Genomic DNA, 14,622 nt, shown 5'->3' with positions numbered 1-14,622 from the left:
TAGGACCGCTCGGTTTCGGGCAGATTTCTGTGGAGGACCGGCTGTATGAACCAAGACGAGATCGACGCCCGGCTCGGGTCCGCGATCCGCGCCCTGCGGCACACCCGCAAGTGCACGCTGGTGGAGATCGCCGCCGCCACCGGGCTGTCGCATCCGTTCCTCAGCCAGATCGAACGCGGCCGGGCCCGCCCGTCGATGCGCTCGCTGTTCCTGATCGCCGAGGCGCTCGGAACGACTCAGCAGAGCCTGCTCGCGGCCGCGGCCCCGGTGGCCGGGGAGGCGCCGACCATCGGCACCGGCACCCGGCTGCTGCTGCACGACGGCGGCGTCGACGTCACCGAGTTCGCCGACATCGGCACCGAGTTCGAGGAGTTCTTCAGCCACGTCCGGCCGGAGTTCCTGTACGTGGTGACCGGAACACTGCAGGTCGAGACCCGCGAGTCCGCGGAGGCCGAAGGCACCGTCCGGACCCTCGGGGCCCGCGACTCGGTGAGCTATTCCGGTGGCGTCCTGCACCGCTTCCGCCGGGCCGGCGCCGAGCCCTGCGTCGTGCTGATGGTGCACGGTGACGAGCATGTTTCGCAGGCGTAAGCATCTCGCGACAGATGTTCACCACATCAACATCCATGCCTACGCTCGACCTCGATGACCGACAACGTGCTGGGCGACCCGGGTCTGCTCGCAGCCTTCCGTCGCTACGAACGAGCCCTGCTCACCAACGACGTACCGGAACTCGACGCCTTCCTCGCCGACGATCCGGCGACGCTGCGCGCCGGGCCCGGCGACGTCCTGGTCGGCCACGACCACATCGCGAGCTTCCGGGCCGGACGCCAAGGTGTTCCCGACCGGGTCCTGCAACGCGTCCATCTGCGTGGGCTCACGGAGCACTCCGCGGTACTGGTCGCCGAGACGACCCGCGCGGACGGTGGTACCGGCGTACAGACCCAGCTCTGGCAGCGCCTCGGCGACACCTGGCAGGTGACGCTCGCACATGTCTCAGCAACACCTCCGCCCGCCCCACCGGGTGCGGGCCCTGCGGATCCAGCGGCATGGCGGGTCGGCCCGGAGGATGTTCCGCTCGTGCGCGGCAGTGGCTCAGGACCACTGGTGGGAATGCGGATCGCGGTGAAGGACCTGTTCGCGGTGGCCGGGCAGCGGATCGGCGCGGGGAATCCGGGCTGGCTGGCAACCGCACCGGTGCAGACAGCGCACGCGGGCGCAGTGGCGAAGCTGCTCGCCGCAGGGGCCGACATCGCGGGCATCGCACAAACCGACGAGCTGGCGTTCTCACTCGCCGGAACCAACGTGCACTACGGAACGCCCGCGAATGCCGCGGCCCCCGGTCGTATCCCTGGTGGGTCGAGCAGCGGACCGGCGGCGGCTGTCGCCTCGGGGCACGCGGAGATCGGGCTCGGCACGGACACGGCCGGCTCCGTCCGGGTACCTGCGTCGTACTGCGGTCTGTACGGGCTGCGGACGACGTTCGACGCCGTCGACCGAACCGGGCTGGTCGCGTTGGCGCCGTCCTTCGACACCGTTGGCGTGCTCGCGCGGACCGGCAACGTACTCGCCGCCGCGGCCGACGTCCTGCTCCCGGCAGCCGATGTCGAACCGATTCGCGAACTGTTGGTAGCGCCAACGCTGATGGACCTCGCCACACCGGACGCCCGGCTCGCGGTCGAGGCCGCGCTCCGAGCCCTGGCACTGCGTCACGGGTTGCCCGTACGCGTCGTGGAGCTGGATCCTGCAGCACTGGAAACCTGGTTCACCGCATTCCGTACGGTCCAGACGGCAGAGGCCTGGCGGGAACACTGCAAGTTCGTGCGCGCGCATCCAGGTGAATTCGAAGCAGCGATCGAAGCACGGTTCCGGGGCGGCGCGGAGGTCGACGAGGCGCAGGAGAATACCGCCCGCGCCACGCTGGAGAACGCTCGAGCGCAGCTCCACGGACTCCTGGCACCGGACGCGGTTCTCGCGCTGCCGACCTCCGCGAGCCCAGCGCCTCCGGTCGACGCCGACGCCGCGGCGATCGACACGATCCGGGGCGCGACCCTGCGCCTCACCTGCCTGGCATCGCTTGCCGGTCTCCCGGCCCTCAGCATCCCGGCCGCCCGCGTCGGCACCCTTCCCGCCGGTCTCTGCCTCGCCGGCCGTCCTGGCAGCGACCGTTCCCTACTCGCCTTGATCGACGAGGACGCCCGATGACCCGCAACACCTGGACGCTCGCCACCTCCTCCGCGGACCTGCGCCGGCCCGCACTGCCAGCCGCTCCGATCACGGTCCACGCCCAACCACAACAGCTGACCGTCGACCTCGCCCGGACAGCGGTCATCGTGGTCGATCTGCAGAACGACTTCTGCCATCCCGACGGCTGGCTGGCCGGCATCGGCGTCGACATCGCCGGTGCGCAGGCGCCGATCCCGGTCGTCGCGGCGCTGCTCCCCCAGTTGCGCAGTCAGGGCGTACCGGTTGTCTGGGTGAACTGGGGCAACCGCGAGGACCAGGCCAACCTTCCGCCTGGTGTACGTCACGTTTACGACCCGGCCGGAGAAGGTGGCGGCATCGGCTCGACCACCGGCGCGTCCGGATCGCCTGTCCTGCAAGCCGGTTCGTGGGCGGCGGCGATCGTCGACGAACTGGTCGCCGAAGCCGGGGACATCGCGGTCGACAAGTACCGCATGAGCGGTTTCGTCGACACCCCGCTGGACTCGATCCTCCGCAACCTGCGGGTCGACACGCTGCTCTTCGCGGGCGTCAACGCCGACCAGTGCGTCCTCAACACACTCACGGATGCCGCGAATCTCGGGTACGACGTGGTCCTGATCGAAGACGCCGTCGGTACGACGTCCCCGCCGTACTGTCTCGACGCCACCCTCTACAACGTGCGCCAGTGCTACGGCTTCACCACCACGACCGCGGCACTGCTGGAGGGGATTGCTAACGGCGAGTGAGGTGATCGGCGACGCGGAGGGCGTTGGCGAGGACGGTGAGCACCGGGTTCACGCCGCCGTTGGTGACGTGGAGCGAGGCGTCGGCGATCCATACGTTGTCGTGTCCCCAGACACGTCCGTGTGGATCGGTGACCGAGCGGGCCGGGTCGTCACCCATCCGGCATGTTCCCGCCTGATGCTGGCCGATGCTCGGCCGGCCCAGGCTCCCGAGCCTCGACGCCGATGTCCGGACCGCACCCGCCTCCGTCAGCCAGTCCACAGCCTTGGCGCTCATGAAGTCGTGTACGCGGGCGTCCTCGGGGTGGATCGAGCCGCTCGTCACCACCACCGGGTTCCCGTACCGATCCAGGACCGACGGATCGACGCGGACGCGAGAGTCCGCCGACGTCATCTCCTGGATCGGCCCGACCACCCGGACCATCCGCCGGACGGCGTGCCGCATACCCTGCACGCTCTCCACCCCGGCGGGTGGGATCAACCCGGCGCCGGTCAGGTAGTCGTACGTCGACGCCGGAGTCGGCACGAACTCGTTCGCGAGCATCCCGCCGCCGACGAGCCCGTCGTTGCCGTGCCGGAAGTCGCAGGTCGCGATCGACACTCCCGGCCCGACGAGATCGACCACCTCGTCCTCGAACAACCCGACCGCACCGGCGTACACATGCGCCTGCAAGTGCCGGCCGACCTGGTCGTGGTTGTTGCCGATCCCGTACGGCTCGCCGTCGTGCGCGCTGTTCAGCAACAACCGCGGCGTTTCCGAGGCGCCCGCCGCGACCACGACCTCGTCGCAGCGGATCGTCTGCCGCCCGTTGCCGCCGACCAGCGCGACCCCGACGACACGGCCGGTCGCGTCGGTGACGAGTCGCTCGGCGGTGGTACCGGTGACGAGGGTGCAGTTGCCGGTGGCGAGGGCGGCGGGCAGGGCGGTGTTGTGCGTGCCGCTCTTCGCCTCAACCGGGCAGGCGAACCCGACGCACTGCCCGCACCGCACACAGCCGGCGCGTCCTTGGTAGTCGACCGAGTTGATCAGCAGCGGTACGTCGAGGGCGCCCCACCCGAGCCGCTCAGCGGCACCGGCCAGCAACTTCGCCGGACCGGTCCGGGGCATCGGCGGCATCGGCAACGGGATCGACCGCGGCCCGTGCCACGGATCCGTTCCGCCGCCGCTCACCCCGAACCGCTGTTCCGCCAGCGAGTAGTACGGCTCGAGGTCGTCGTACGAGATCGGCCAGTCGGCGAGCGAGCTGCCGTCCGGTACGCCGTACGTGGTGGCCATCCGGAAGTCCCGCGGTACGAACCGCCACGCCTGCGCGCCGTACACGCGGGTGCCACCGCCGACCGTGAACGCGTTGTTCCCCCAAGCGCCGTCGGGCGGCAGGACGTGGGACCGTACGCCGTCCGCGATCGCGACCCGCGGCCGCCCGGCCGGATCGGGATCGGTCGGCGCCGGCAGCCCGAGCGTCGAGCGGGGATTCCGCAGGTGATCACGGGCCAGCGCGTCCGTCGACGGATAGCTGCCCAGCTCGACGACGAGCACCGACCGCCCCGACTCCGCGAGAACCTGAGCCGCCGCGCCACCACCGGCGCCCGACCCGATCACCACGCAGTCGTACCGTTGCGCCAACGCCTCCCACGGCGTAACCCGCAGCTTGGTCTGCACGGTGGCGAACTCCCCCGTCCGCCACCTCACCGACTCCCAGACCGCCGGCTCCGCGTAGTAGCCCTGCGCAACCAATCGCACCAGCCAGTCCCGGTCCTCACCGGCCAGCGCGCGCTCGACCCGTCCGACCCAGTCCGGGCGATCCTCGGTCAGCACCCGCTCGACGAACGCGACCGCGGACCGCTGCCAGCCCTCCCCCGGCAGCACCGACTCCGCCAACCGCTCCAGGTCGATCCGCTGCTGTTCAGACAGGCGCACCCCTGAATCCTTTCACGCACTCGCGCGCGATGTTCAGTCCAAGACCGGATGCGGCCGGTACGGCGCCTCGAGCCGGGCGCGCTCCGCCGCCGACAGCACCAGCTCGACCGCCGCCACACCGTCGTCGATGTGCCGTGTCTTGGTCGCCCCGAGGATCGGAGCGGTCACCCCGGTCGCCCCCATCAGCCAGGCGAGCGCTATCTGCGCCGGTGGTACCTCGCGCTCGGCGGCCAATGCGTGGATGGCGTCGACCACTTCGCGATCGTTGGCGCCGTAGAGGTCGTCGGCGACCGGGTCCGTGCCGGCTCTCGTCGTACTGCCGGTCCGCGCCAGCAGACCGCGGGCCAGCGGGCTGTACGGGATCACGCCGACGCCCTGGTCGATGCAGAGCGGGATCATCTCGCGCTCCTCCTCGCGGTACACCAGGTTGTAGTGGTTCTGCATCGCCACGAACGGCACCGGCGCCACCCGCTGCGCTTTGGCGAACTGCCACGCGGCCATGCTCGACGCGCCCAGATACCGCGCCTTCCCCGCGCGGACGACGTCGGCGAGCGCGTCCATCGTCTCCTCGATCGGCGTCTCGTCGTCCCACCGGTGGATCTGGTACAGGTCGACGTACTCCGTTCCGAGCCGACGCAGCGAGGCGTCGATCGCGTCCAGGATGTGCTTGCGGGACAGGCCGCGGTCGTTCGGGCCGGGCCCGGTCGGGTAGTACACCTTGGTGGCGAGCACGTAGTCCTCGCGGCGCGCGAAGAACTTCCGCAGCAGCCGCCCGGTCAGCTCCTCGCCGGTGCCCTTCGAGTACGCGTCCGCGGTGTCGAAGAACGTCACGCCCGCGTCGACGGCCCGCCGTACGATCGGGCCGGCCGCGTCCTCGTCGAGGTGCCACTCCCGCGCGCCGCCGGTCCCGAAGCTCATCATGCCGAGGCAGATCCGCGACACCCGCAGACCGGTCCGTCCGAGCCTGACCTGTTCCATCAGCGGTCCGCGTTCAGCTCGGCGAGTTTGGCGAAGACCTGTTTCGGCCTCCAGTTGCCGTCATCGTCGACCGCGACCAGGCCGTACGCCGCCAGATCCAGGTCGTGCTGTGGATCGTCGGGGCGGTGCGGCAGCTCGAAGCCGGCGAAGCTGAACCAGAACGCGGCCGCGAGGTTGATCCGGTCGAACTCCTCGACAAGGTCGAGCAGGTACTCCACTTGTTCCTCCTCCCGTCGCTCGTACGTGCCGTCGAGCGCCGGCGGATCCGACTTCGGGTCGACGATCGCCCAACCGAGCCCGCCCCGGCCGGCGGCACCGCGGTAGGTGCAGCAGCCGAACTCGGTGGCCACCACCGGCTTGCCCCACTTGAACCGCGACGCGAGCTCGTCGGTGAACGTCGCGGCGTTCTGAGCGTCCCGGTACGCGTCGACGGCGACGATGTCGAAGAGGTCCCAGTTCACGTCCTCCCACATCCCGGAGGCGTACGTGATCCGGCCGCCGAACACCTTCCGCGCGGCGGCGGCCAGCTCGGCCTGGACGGTGCTCCAGCGGGCCAGTCCGGCCTGGAGCTGCCCGACCTTCACCGGGTCTGTCCAGGTCGCGGGATCCGACATCAGCGCAATCCGTTCCTGCGAAGTCTCACCCGGGACGAACCCCTTGCAGAACAGCGTCAGCTCGCAGCCGAGGACCATAACCACCTCGCCGTGCTGCCGGAGCGTCTCGGCCCGGGCGGCACAGCCGCTGAGTAACGCGATGAACTCGGCCGGCTCCAGGTCGGTCGGCATCGGCGAGAACCACACGTCCAGGCCCGCGGCGAGAGCCGCCTCGGCGGCGAACACCAGCCGGTCCGGGTCGTCGCCCGAGATCCGGACCGCCGGGGCGTGCAGCTGCTCGGCGATCACCACCATGTCGCTGCGCACGGCGCCGGCGTCGAAGCGCCGACGGGTGTTGCGACCGCCGTAGACGAAGCCGGTGTCGTAGTTCACCCCGATCGAAGTCATGCTCAGCACCCTACAGCTGAAGTCATACCCAGTACATCTTTTTATCCAGTATGGTTAAGCCTATGGAGCACCAGGGCCGTCGGGAGCGGAAGAAGGCGGAGGTCCGGGCGCGGATCGCCGACGTCGCGACCGGGCTGTTCCTGGAGCGCGGGTTCGACGCCGTGTCGGTGTCCGAGGTCGCCGAGGCGGCGGACGTCGCGCGTCCTACCGTGTTCGCGCACTTCCCCCGCAAGGAGGACATGCTGTTCGACCGGTATCCGGAGGCGGAGGCGCTGGTCGTTGCCGCAGTCAACGATCGGTCGGCGGGTCTATCGGCAGTGGAGGCGCTGTCGGAGTTGCTGGTCCGGCTCGCGGACGACGGGCACCCGTTGTCGGCGATCCGCGCGCAGTTCAGCCGGTTCTGGGAAGTGGTGGCGGAGTCGCGGGCGCTGCAGGCCCGGGCGCGGGAGTTGCTGCAGCACATCGAGGAGGCGATCGCCGGTGCGATGGAGCGGACCGGCGTACGTGATCCACAGCTGACCGCGGCGCTGACCGTGGCGGCCTACCGGATCGTCCACCTGGAGGCGGTACGGCGGATACTTGCCGGTGATGACGAGGTGGCCGTGGCGGTGGACCACCGGGCCCGGATCATCAGCACACTGGCCGGCGTGGATCAGCTCTTCAGATAGTCGGCGATCTCGCGGGCGCAGTCGATCGACTCGGTGTGGGAGGTCTCGACCTCGACGTCGTACGTGATGCCCTCGTGGATGACGTACGCCTGTTGCTCGGCCATGCCGCGGGTGCGGTCGCCGCGGGCGGTCTCCCGGCCGGCGGCGATCTGCGGGTCGCAGTGGACGCCGACGAACACGGTGTCCAGGTCGCCGGCCGCGTCGCGCCAACGTTGCTGGGACGACGGTCCGCCGACGAACACGTCGTCGACGATCGCGCGGCCGCCGGCGCGGCACATCGCGACGATGCCGGCGGTCCAGGCCGCTTCGAGTTCGCGGAACGCTTGGCCGACCGACACGCCGCCGTCCGGGCCGAACTCGATCCCGCCTTCCATCACGGCCGGGAGCGCGTCGACGAAGTCGTCCACGCTCAGTCCGAGCCATGGATCGGGCAGTACGGCTTGCAGACACCGTACGATCCCGGTCTTCCCGGAACTCGAACCGCCGTTGAGGATGATCAGTCGCGCCGTCACGCCCGCAAGGCTAGAGGTTGCTCACCGGCGGTCTCGACCGGTTTACGCCGGGCGAGTCCGAGGATCGGTACGGCGAGCAGTTGGACCACCGATGAGACCAGGTACGCCGGTCCGTAGCCCCAGACGTCCGCGGTACGCCCGAGGGCCGGTTGGATCACGACGCCGCCGGCGGAGCCGAGCATGTTGTCGAACGACAGGACGGTTGCGCGTTGCTCCGACGGGATGTTGCTGTTCAGGTAGGCCTGCCGCACCGGCGTCATCGCGGCGAACATCGAACCCCACACCATCAACAACACAAGCGCGGCCGAGAAGGACGTCACAAGGCCAAGACCCGCGATCATCACGGCGGACAACACGATCGCGCCGATCAGCATTCCGATCCGGTCCCCCGCCCCTCCGCTTCGCTCCGGGGCCCGCTGGAAGAGGTGGGACAGGTGGGGGGCTGCGGTGCCGCCGGCTATTTGGGCTCCGGCGACTATGCCGGCGGAGAGGCCGGCTATTGCGTAGGAATGGGTGTGGCCGTAGAGCTGCAGGAGGTAGGGCTGGGCGGCGTAGAAGCCGTACGCGCTGACCCCGGCGGTGAACGGTCCGGCGAGCATCACCCAGCGGACTCGGCGGTTGAGTAGTCCGTGGCGTAGGGACGCGCGGACGATCACGGCCATCTCGCCCCGTACCGAGACGCGAGGCTTCGGGGTGAAGCCGGTGTCGTGCATCGCGCGCCAGGCGACGGCGAAGGTAGCCGTCAGCAACAGTGCGCGGGCGACGTACGGCATCCCGAGGTTCGTGACCTGGGCGAGTACTCCGCCGCCGATCGAGCCGGCCATCATCGCGATCCCGTTCGCGACCTGACCCTTCGCGAAGGCGTCGTCCAGCGACCCGCTGTACCCGGTCGCGTGCAGACCGTCGACCAGCCACGCCTCCGTCGCGCCGCTGAAGAACGTGAACCCGAGCCCGAGCAGCGCCGACACCACCGCCCACCACACGAACGGCGCGTGTACCCGCCACAGGAACAGATACGCCAGCGTGGTACCGATCAGCGTCGCCGTCCCCAGCAGGTACGACGTACGCCGACCGACCGTGTCCGCGACGACCCCGGTCGGTACCTCGAACAGCACCATCCCCGCGGTGAAGAACGCGTTCGCCGCGAATGCCTTCCCGACGCTCAGCCCGGCGTCCAGCAGGAACACCGTGTTGATCCCCCAGATCATCGACGACGCCCCCGTCGACACCGCGACCAGCGTCAGGTAGGTCCGCAGTACTCGTTCGGCTGTCATACCCGGTACGTCGGAGCCGTCCGCCAGACCTCGACATGCACACCGATAGCTCCCCAGGCGGGTATCGTCCGGTCCCGTGACGGATCAGCAAGCCCAGCCCACGGCGCACGACACAGGGCACGACACGGGGCACCCCACCATGCACGACACGGCGAAGCTCGCCGTCATCGTCGGCGCCCTCGGTGTCGTGTTCGGCGACATCGGCACCAGTCCCATCTACACCCTGCAGACGGTCTTCAACCCGGAGGACCCGCACCCGGTGCCGGTCAGCGACCACAACGTGTACGGCGTGGTGTCGCTGATCTTCTGGTCGGTGATGCTCGTCGTCACAGTCACCTACATCCTGCTCACGATGCGCGCCGACAACGACGGCGAGGGCGGGGTGATGGCGCTCATCACGCTGCTCCGCAAATGGCGCTCCACACACCCGGGCCGCAAGGCCGCCGCGGTACTGGCCGTGGTCGGCCTGTTCGGCGCATCGCTGTTCTTCGGCGACGGCATGATCACGCCGGCGATCTCGGTGCTGTCCGCGGTCGAGGGACTCAAGACCGTGCAGCCCTCGCTGGGCGAGTACGTGATCCCGATCACCGCGGTGATCATCATCGGGCTGTTCATGGTCCAGCGCCGCGGAACCGAGTCCATCGGCCGCGCGTTCGGGCCGGTGATGATCCTGTGGTTCGCCGTGATCGGCGCGGCCGGGATCGGCGGCATCCTCGAGCACGCGCAGATCCTCAAGGCGCTGTCCCCGACGTACGCGATCGGGTTCCTGGCCGGGCACTTCCACATCGCGTTCTTCGCCCTCGCGGCGGTCGTACTGGCGATCACCGGCGCTGAGGCGCTGTACGCCGACATGGGGCACTTCGGCCGGAAGGCAATCAGCCGGGGCTGGCTGTTCCTGGTGCTGCCGGCCCTCACGCTCAGCTACATGGGACAGGGCGCGCTGATCCTCAAGGACCACGCGAACATCAGCAGCCCGTTCTTCCTGCTGGTCCCGGACTGGGGACGGCTGCCGCTCGTGCTGCTCGCGACCGCGGCGACCGTGATCGCGTCCCAGGCCGTCATCACCGGTGCGTACTCGGTGATGGCGCAGGCCGCCCGGCTCGGGTACCTGCCGCGGCTCCGGATCACGCACACGTCGGCGACCACCATGGGCCAGATCTATGTACCGTTCGTCAACTGGCTGCTGTTCGTGTCGGTGCTGACGCTGATCTTCGCGTTCCGGAGCTCGGCCGCGCTGGCGTACGCGTACGGCATGACCGTGACCGGGACGATCACGATCACGACGCTGCTGTTCTTCTACGTCGCGCACTACCGCTGGAACGTGCCGAGGTGGCTGATCCTGGCCGGCGCCGTGCCGCTGCTCCTGATCGACGGGCTGTTCATCGCGGCCAACCTGACCAAGCTGTTCCACGGCGCGTGGCTGCCGTTGCTGATCGCGCTCACCTCGTTCACGGTGATGACGACCTGGCAGCGCGGCCGTGAGGTCGTCACCCGCGAGCGGGAAGGCGCCGAGGGGTCGCTGCAGGAGTTCATCGACGAGCTGAGCTCCGGCAAGTTGCCGGTCCGTACGGTTCCGGGGACGGCGATCTTCCTGAACCGTGGCGGCGTCAGCGCACCGCTCGCGCTCCGGGCGAACGTCGAGCACAACCAGGTCCGGCACGAGCACGTGGTGATCGTCGCGATCGACACCGAACCGGTTCCGCGGATCTCCGACGACAAGCGGGTCACGGTGAACGACCTCGGGTACGGCGACGACGGGATCACGCACGTCACGATCAAGTTCGGCTACATGGAGCGCCCCGACGTACCGGCCGCACTGGCGCTGCTCGACCCGTCCGAGTCCGAGGGAGCGCTCGATCTCGAGCACGCGTCGTACTTCCTGTCCAAGATCGAGCTCCGGCGCGGCAAGGCACGGACGATGGCGGGCTGGCGCAAACAGCTGTTCCTCGCCACGTCCCACATCACCGCCGACGCCGCCGAGGCGTTCAGTCTCCCCCGCGACCGCACCGTCATCATCGGTTCGCACATCGAGGTCTGATGGAGCAGACGTACGACGAGAGCGCGCCGGTGCCCGCACTGGTCGGTCTCGTCCGTACGGTCTGGATCCAGCGCACCGGCGCCTCGCCGTACCCGCAGCGTGACCTGCCGACGGGCGGGGTCGAGCTGCACTGCCCGGTGGGCGGCGTACCGCGGTTGATCGGGCCGCTGACGCGGGCGCACCTGCAGGTGATTCCGCCGCGGACCACGATCGTCGGGGTGCGGTTCATGCCGGGTGCGGGCACGCCGCTGCTCGGCGGTCCGGCCGATGAGCTGGTGGACTGCGCGGTGGACCTGTGGGATCCGTTGGCGGACGTGATCGGGTCTCTGGTGGCGGATGCCGCCAGTCCGCAGGCGGCCCTGCTCGGGGTGCAGCGGTACCTGGTCGGGCAGGAGGTGCGGCCGGATCCGCTGGTGGCGGAGCTGGTACGGCGGTTGATGCCGTGGGAGCCTGCCGGGATCGCTACGCTGGCCGACGAGCTGGCGTTGTCGGAGAGCCAGCTGCGGCGCCGCTGCCTGACGGCAACCGGGGTGGGGCCCAAGGCGTTGCAGCGGACGTTGCGGTTCCAGGGATACCTGGCGCTGGCGCAGGCCGGGTTCGGGAGCGGCCTGGCGGATCTGGCGGCGGAGGTCGGGTACGCCGATCACGCGCACCTGACGCGCGAGTGCGTACGGCTGACCGGGGTGACGCCGCGGGACCTCCTCGGCGACAAGGCCGACCGGTGCGACTGCGGCCACGACCACACCGCGTCGTGGGCGCCGTTCCTGGGCGCCCGTTTTGTTCAAGCGCGGCGGGCACGTGGCGTCCTAACGTCAGCTCATGGAGCTGATCGGTCCTGACCACGAGCTGTACGACACCCTCCGCCGCCCGGGCCTGCCGCAGTACGACCACATCCGTCCGCAGGCAATCGCCCGCTGCACCACCCCCGACGACGTGGCCGAAGCCCTCGCGTACGCCCGCACCGCCGGTCTGCCGGTAACACCCCGCGGCGGCGGCCACTGCTTCGCCGGCCGCTCCTCCACCACCGGCCTACTCGTCGACCTCTCCCCCATGTCGACGGTGGAAGTCGAGCAGCCCCAGGTCTCGCCCGGTCGGGCGAGCAGCCGGGCGACCGTCGGGGCCGGGGCGCGGCTTGCGTCTGTCTACCGCGAGTTGCATGTGTACCGGTTGACGTTACCGGCCGGGTGTGGGCCGACGGTGGGGATTGTGGGGTTGACGCTCGGGGGTGGGTTGGGGCTGCTGGGACGCAAGTACGGGTTGACGTGTGACCGGCTGGCGGCGGCGACCGTGGTGCTTGCTGATGGCAACGTTGTGGAGTGTGCCGCGGAGCGGGAGGCGGAGCTGTTCTGGGCGTTGCGGGGTGCGGGTGGTGGGCAGTTCGGGGTGGTGACCTCGCTCGTGTTCGACGCCGTACCGTCGCCGGCTGCGACCCGCTTCCGGATCACCTGGCCGCGGGAACGCGCCGCCGAGGTGATCGACGCGTGGCAGACCTGGGCGCCGGACGCCCCGGACGAGATCACCGCGAGCCTCACCGTCACCGCCGACCGCGCCGAGGTCTTCGGCGCCGCCCTGGTCGCCTTCGACCCGAGCCATCTCCCTGAAGGCGATCTCGAACTCCGCGACGACCTCAACTGGCCCGACCTCAAACGCAGTCTCTCCGAAGGCGACCCGGACGACCGGATCATGCACAGCAAGTCCGAATTCTTCCGCGCCGCGCTCCCCCGAACCACGATCGACCAACTCCTCGACACCGGCTGCACCCTCAACTTCACCCCGATGGGCGGCGCCTACAACCGCATCCCGCCGGAAGCCACCGCCTTTCCCCACCGCACCGAACGCTTCCTCCTCGAACACACCGCCCCCGATCGCACCGCCGTACGCCACTCCTGGTCCCTCGCCCACCCCCACGCATCCGGCGGCGTCTACCCGAACTTCCCCGACCCCGACCTCCCCGATTGGCAGACTGCCTACCACGGCCGCAACTACGAACGGCTGCTCGACATCAAGCACAAGTACGACCCCACCAACCTCTTCCAGTTCCCGCAGTCACTCGGAGGTAGCCGATGATCCGCCTGTACATGAGCATGTCCGTCGACGGCTTCATCGTCGGTCCCGACGACAGCGTCGAGGAACCGATGGGTCGGGGCGGCTTCCGGTTGTTCAACTGGCTCGACGACCGCAACTCCGACGGCCCGAGCGGCCAGGTGTACGCCGAGGCGGAGGCAACCGGCGCGGTGATCGCGGGCCGCCGTACGTACGAGCACGCCGGCCGCTGGAACGGCGACCACCACGACGGCGTACCGATCTTCGTCCTCACCCACCACCCCGACGACACCCCACCCGGAACCGCCCGCTACGTCACCGACGTCACCGAGTGCGCCACCCAGGCAAGAGCCGCCGCCGGCGACAAAGACGTCCTGGTCCACGGCGCCGGCGCCGCCCAGGCCCTCCTCCGAGCCGGCCAACTCGACGAACTCGAACTACACGTCGTCAACGTCCTCCTCGGCCGAGGCCGCCGCCTCTTCGACAACCTCCCCGACGACTACATCGAGCTGGAAAACGTCCGCCAACTCCCCGACCGAGACGTCACCCACCTCCGCTACCGCGTCCTGAACGCACCTGCCTGACGTCCGAGGCCGCGGTACGTTCAGAGCCAGGGTAGGAGCGGTTCTGCCGGATCGCCCGACGGGGTGAGGACCTCGGTGTACGGGCGGCCGGACAGGTAGGCCGCAACATCCGGGAGGGTTCCGGTCACGGTCGGTACGTCGCCTCGTTGGGTGCGGATGTCGTCGCAGAGGGCGGTGAGGAAGTCGGGTGGTAGGTCGACGAAGGTGATGCCGGTGCCAAGGTCGACGGCGTGGATGAGGACCTCGCGGGAGCGCATCCAGGGGATTCGGGTGGCGGGGACGGGGGCGCCCTGGGCGGTTCGGACCGGGGCTTGCCACTGGGCATCGGTGAGGGTTGACATCGCGGCAGCCAAAGCGGCGGCTGACTCATCGAACCAGGAGCGCAGTTCGTCGGCCGAGCGGGCCGTACCCTTCTCGATGTCGGCGTTCCGCGCGTCGGCGGACGGGTACATCGGCCGTTCCTCGCCGGTTCGGGCCCAGTGCACTAAGTTGCCCAGGGCCTCGGCGTTCAGGGACAGGTGTGCGGCTACGTGGCGTCGCGACCAGCCCGGTAGCAGTGACGGCGCATCGAGGTCGGTCAGCGCGCCACGGCACAGCGCCGTACCTGTGTCGATCCAGTCCAGAACCCGCTCCATGAAGGGAACGTAGCCCACGACGG

14 protein-coding genes are annotated in these 14,622 nt (G+C 69.7%); 8 read left to right on the top strand and 6 right to left on the bottom strand.

What is annotated here, in order from left to right:
- Positions 1-45 precede the first annotated feature (45 nt).
- The 3 genes from ACZ5BU_RS23760 to ACZ5BU_RS23750 are packed head-to-tail and all read left to right on the top strand — an operon-like array spanning position 46 to position 2,951.
- Positions 46-591, top strand: a complete 546-nt coding sequence (locus ACZ5BU_RS23760) for a helix-turn-helix domain-containing protein (RefSeq protein WP_465702187.1) — start codon at positions 46-48, stop codon at positions 589-591.
- Positions 592-645: 54 nt separating this feature from the next.
- Entirely contained in the window at positions 646-2,205 is a 1,560-nt protein-coding gene (locus ACZ5BU_RS23755; protein ID WP_465702185.1) for an amidase, read from the top strand.
- On the top strand, positions 2,202-2,951 hold the full coding sequence (locus ACZ5BU_RS23750; RefSeq protein WP_465702184.1) for a cysteine hydrolase family protein: 750 nt from the start codon (positions 2,202-2,204) through the stop codon (positions 2,949-2,951). Before ACZ5BU_RS23755 ends, ACZ5BU_RS23750 begins: the two co-directional genes overlap by 4 nt.
- On the opposite strand, the gene ACZ5BU_RS23745 is transcribed toward ACZ5BU_RS23750, so the two are convergent.
- From ACZ5BU_RS23745 to ACZ5BU_RS23735, 3 genes are read right to left on the bottom strand one after another with little or no spacing between them, the layout of a single operon-like run.
- Entirely contained in the window at positions 2,938-4,866 is a 1,929-nt protein-coding gene (locus ACZ5BU_RS23745) for a GMC family oxidoreductase (RefSeq protein WP_465702182.1), read from the bottom strand. The genes ACZ5BU_RS23750 and ACZ5BU_RS23745 overlap by 14 nt on opposite strands.
- 33 nt (positions 4,867-4,899) lie before the next feature.
- On the bottom strand, positions 4,900-5,844 hold the full coding sequence (locus tag ACZ5BU_RS23740) for an aldo/keto reductase (RefSeq protein ID WP_465702180.1): 945 nt from the start codon (positions 5,842-5,844) through the stop codon (positions 4,900-4,902).
- Positions 5,844-6,845, bottom strand: coding sequence for a hypothetical protein (locus ACZ5BU_RS23735; protein ID WP_465702179.1), 1,002 nt, complete (start codon positions 6,843-6,845; stop codon positions 5,844-5,846). Before ACZ5BU_RS23735 ends, ACZ5BU_RS23740 begins: the two co-directional genes overlap by 1 nt.
- A gap of 62 nt (positions 6,846-6,907) precedes the next feature.
- On the opposite strand from ACZ5BU_RS23735, the gene ACZ5BU_RS23730 reads away from it, so the two are divergent.
- Positions 6,908-7,513: a TetR/AcrR family transcriptional regulator gene (locus ACZ5BU_RS23730; RefSeq protein WP_465702177.1), complete on the top strand. Its 606-nt coding sequence runs from the start codon at positions 6,908-6,910 to the stop codon at positions 7,511-7,513.
- Here the strand turns inward: ACZ5BU_RS23730 and cpt are convergent.
- Both cpt and ACZ5BU_RS23720 read right to left on the bottom strand, forming a co-directional pair.
- Positions 7,498-8,025: a chloramphenicol phosphotransferase CPT gene (cpt, locus tag ACZ5BU_RS23725; protein ID WP_465702176.1), complete on the bottom strand. Its 528-nt coding sequence runs from the start codon at positions 8,023-8,025 to the stop codon at positions 7,498-7,500. The genes ACZ5BU_RS23730 and cpt overlap by 16 nt on opposite strands.
- Positions 8,022-9,299 (bottom strand): MFS transporter, encoded by a 1,278-nt coding sequence (locus ACZ5BU_RS23720; protein WP_465702174.1) that lies wholly within the window; start codon positions 9,297-9,299, stop codon positions 8,022-8,024. Before ACZ5BU_RS23720 ends, cpt begins: the two co-directional genes overlap by 4 nt.
- A 76-nt stretch (positions 9,300-9,375) precedes the next feature.
- Between ACZ5BU_RS23720 and ACZ5BU_RS23715 the strand changes: the two genes are divergently transcribed.
- Genes ACZ5BU_RS23715 through ACZ5BU_RS23700 form a run of 4 tightly spaced genes read left to right on the top strand, consistent with a single transcriptional unit; the run spans position 9,376 to position 13,964 of the window.
- A complete protein-coding gene (locus ACZ5BU_RS23715; RefSeq protein ID WP_465702173.1) occupies positions 9,376-11,337 on the top strand; it encodes a potassium transporter Kup in 1,962 nt (653 codons plus the stop codon).
- A complete protein-coding gene (locus ACZ5BU_RS23710) occupies positions 11,337-12,176 on the top strand; it encodes a helix-turn-helix domain-containing protein (RefSeq protein WP_465702171.1) in 840 nt (279 codons plus the stop codon). Before ACZ5BU_RS23715 ends, ACZ5BU_RS23710 begins: the two co-directional genes overlap by 1 nt.
- Positions 12,157-13,404, top strand: coding sequence for an FAD-binding oxidoreductase (locus ACZ5BU_RS23705; RefSeq protein ID WP_465702170.1), 1,248 nt, complete (start codon positions 12,157-12,159; stop codon positions 13,402-13,404). Before ACZ5BU_RS23710 ends, ACZ5BU_RS23705 begins: the two co-directional genes overlap by 20 nt.
- Positions 13,401-13,964, top strand: coding sequence for a dihydrofolate reductase family protein (locus tag ACZ5BU_RS23700; RefSeq protein WP_465702168.1), 564 nt, complete (start codon positions 13,401-13,403; stop codon positions 13,962-13,964). Before ACZ5BU_RS23705 ends, ACZ5BU_RS23700 begins: the two co-directional genes overlap by 4 nt.
- Positions 13,965-13,984: 20 nt before the next feature.
- Here the strand turns inward: ACZ5BU_RS23700 and ACZ5BU_RS23695 are convergent, their stop codons facing one another.
- Positions 13,985-14,599 (bottom strand): maleylpyruvate isomerase family mycothiol-dependent enzyme, encoded by a 615-nt coding sequence (locus ACZ5BU_RS23695; RefSeq protein ID WP_465702166.1) that lies wholly within the window; start codon positions 14,597-14,599, stop codon positions 13,985-13,987.
- Between the last annotated feature and the right edge of the window lie 23 nt (positions 14,600-14,622).

The organism is Kribbella sp. NPDC031520 (assembly GCF_055580825.1).
This window is presented reverse-complemented; position numbering and strand designations above follow the sequence as displayed.

What these genes read in the sequence shown, in the direction of transcription:
- ACZ5BU_RS23760 (WP_465702187.1), top strand. Translation starts at nt 46, where the DNA reads ATGAACCAAGACGAGATCGACGCCCGGCTCGGGTCCGCGATCCGCGCC.
- ACZ5BU_RS23755 (WP_465702185.1), top strand. Translation starts at nt 646, where the DNA reads ATGACCGACAACGTGCTGGGCGACCCGGGTCTGCTCGCAGCCTTCCGT.
- ACZ5BU_RS23750 (WP_465702184.1), top strand. Translation starts at nt 2,202, where the DNA reads ATGACCCGCAACACCTGGACGCTCGCCACCTCCTCCGCGGACCTGCGC.
- ACZ5BU_RS23740 (WP_465702180.1), bottom strand. Translation starts at nt 5,844, where the DNA reads ATGGAACAGGTCAGGCTCGGACGGACCGGTCTGCGGGTGTCGCGGATC.
- ACZ5BU_RS23735 (WP_465702179.1), bottom strand. Translation starts at nt 6,845, where the DNA reads ATGACTTCGATCGGGGTGAACTACGACACCGGCTTCGTCTACGGCGGT.
- ACZ5BU_RS23730 (WP_465702177.1), top strand. Translation starts at nt 6,908, where the DNA reads ATGGAGCACCAGGGCCGTCGGGAGCGGAAGAAGGCGGAGGTCCGGGCG.
- ACZ5BU_RS23720 (WP_465702174.1), bottom strand. Translation starts at nt 9,299, where the DNA reads ATGACAGCCGAACGAGTACTGCGGACCTACCTGACGCTGGTCGCGGTG.
- ACZ5BU_RS23710 (WP_465702171.1), top strand. Translation starts at nt 11,337, where the DNA reads ATGGAGCAGACGTACGACGAGAGCGCGCCGGTGCCCGCACTGGTCGGT.
- ACZ5BU_RS23705 (WP_465702170.1), top strand. Translation starts at nt 12,157, where the DNA reads ATGGAGCTGATCGGTCCTGACCACGAGCTGTACGACACCCTCCGCCGC.
- ACZ5BU_RS23700 (WP_465702168.1), top strand. Translation starts at nt 13,401, where the DNA reads ATGATCCGCCTGTACATGAGCATGTCCGTCGACGGCTTCATCGTCGGT.
- ACZ5BU_RS23695 (WP_465702166.1), bottom strand. Translation starts at nt 14,599, where the DNA reads ATGGAGCGGGTTCTGGACTGGATCGACACAGGTACGGCGCTGTGCCGT.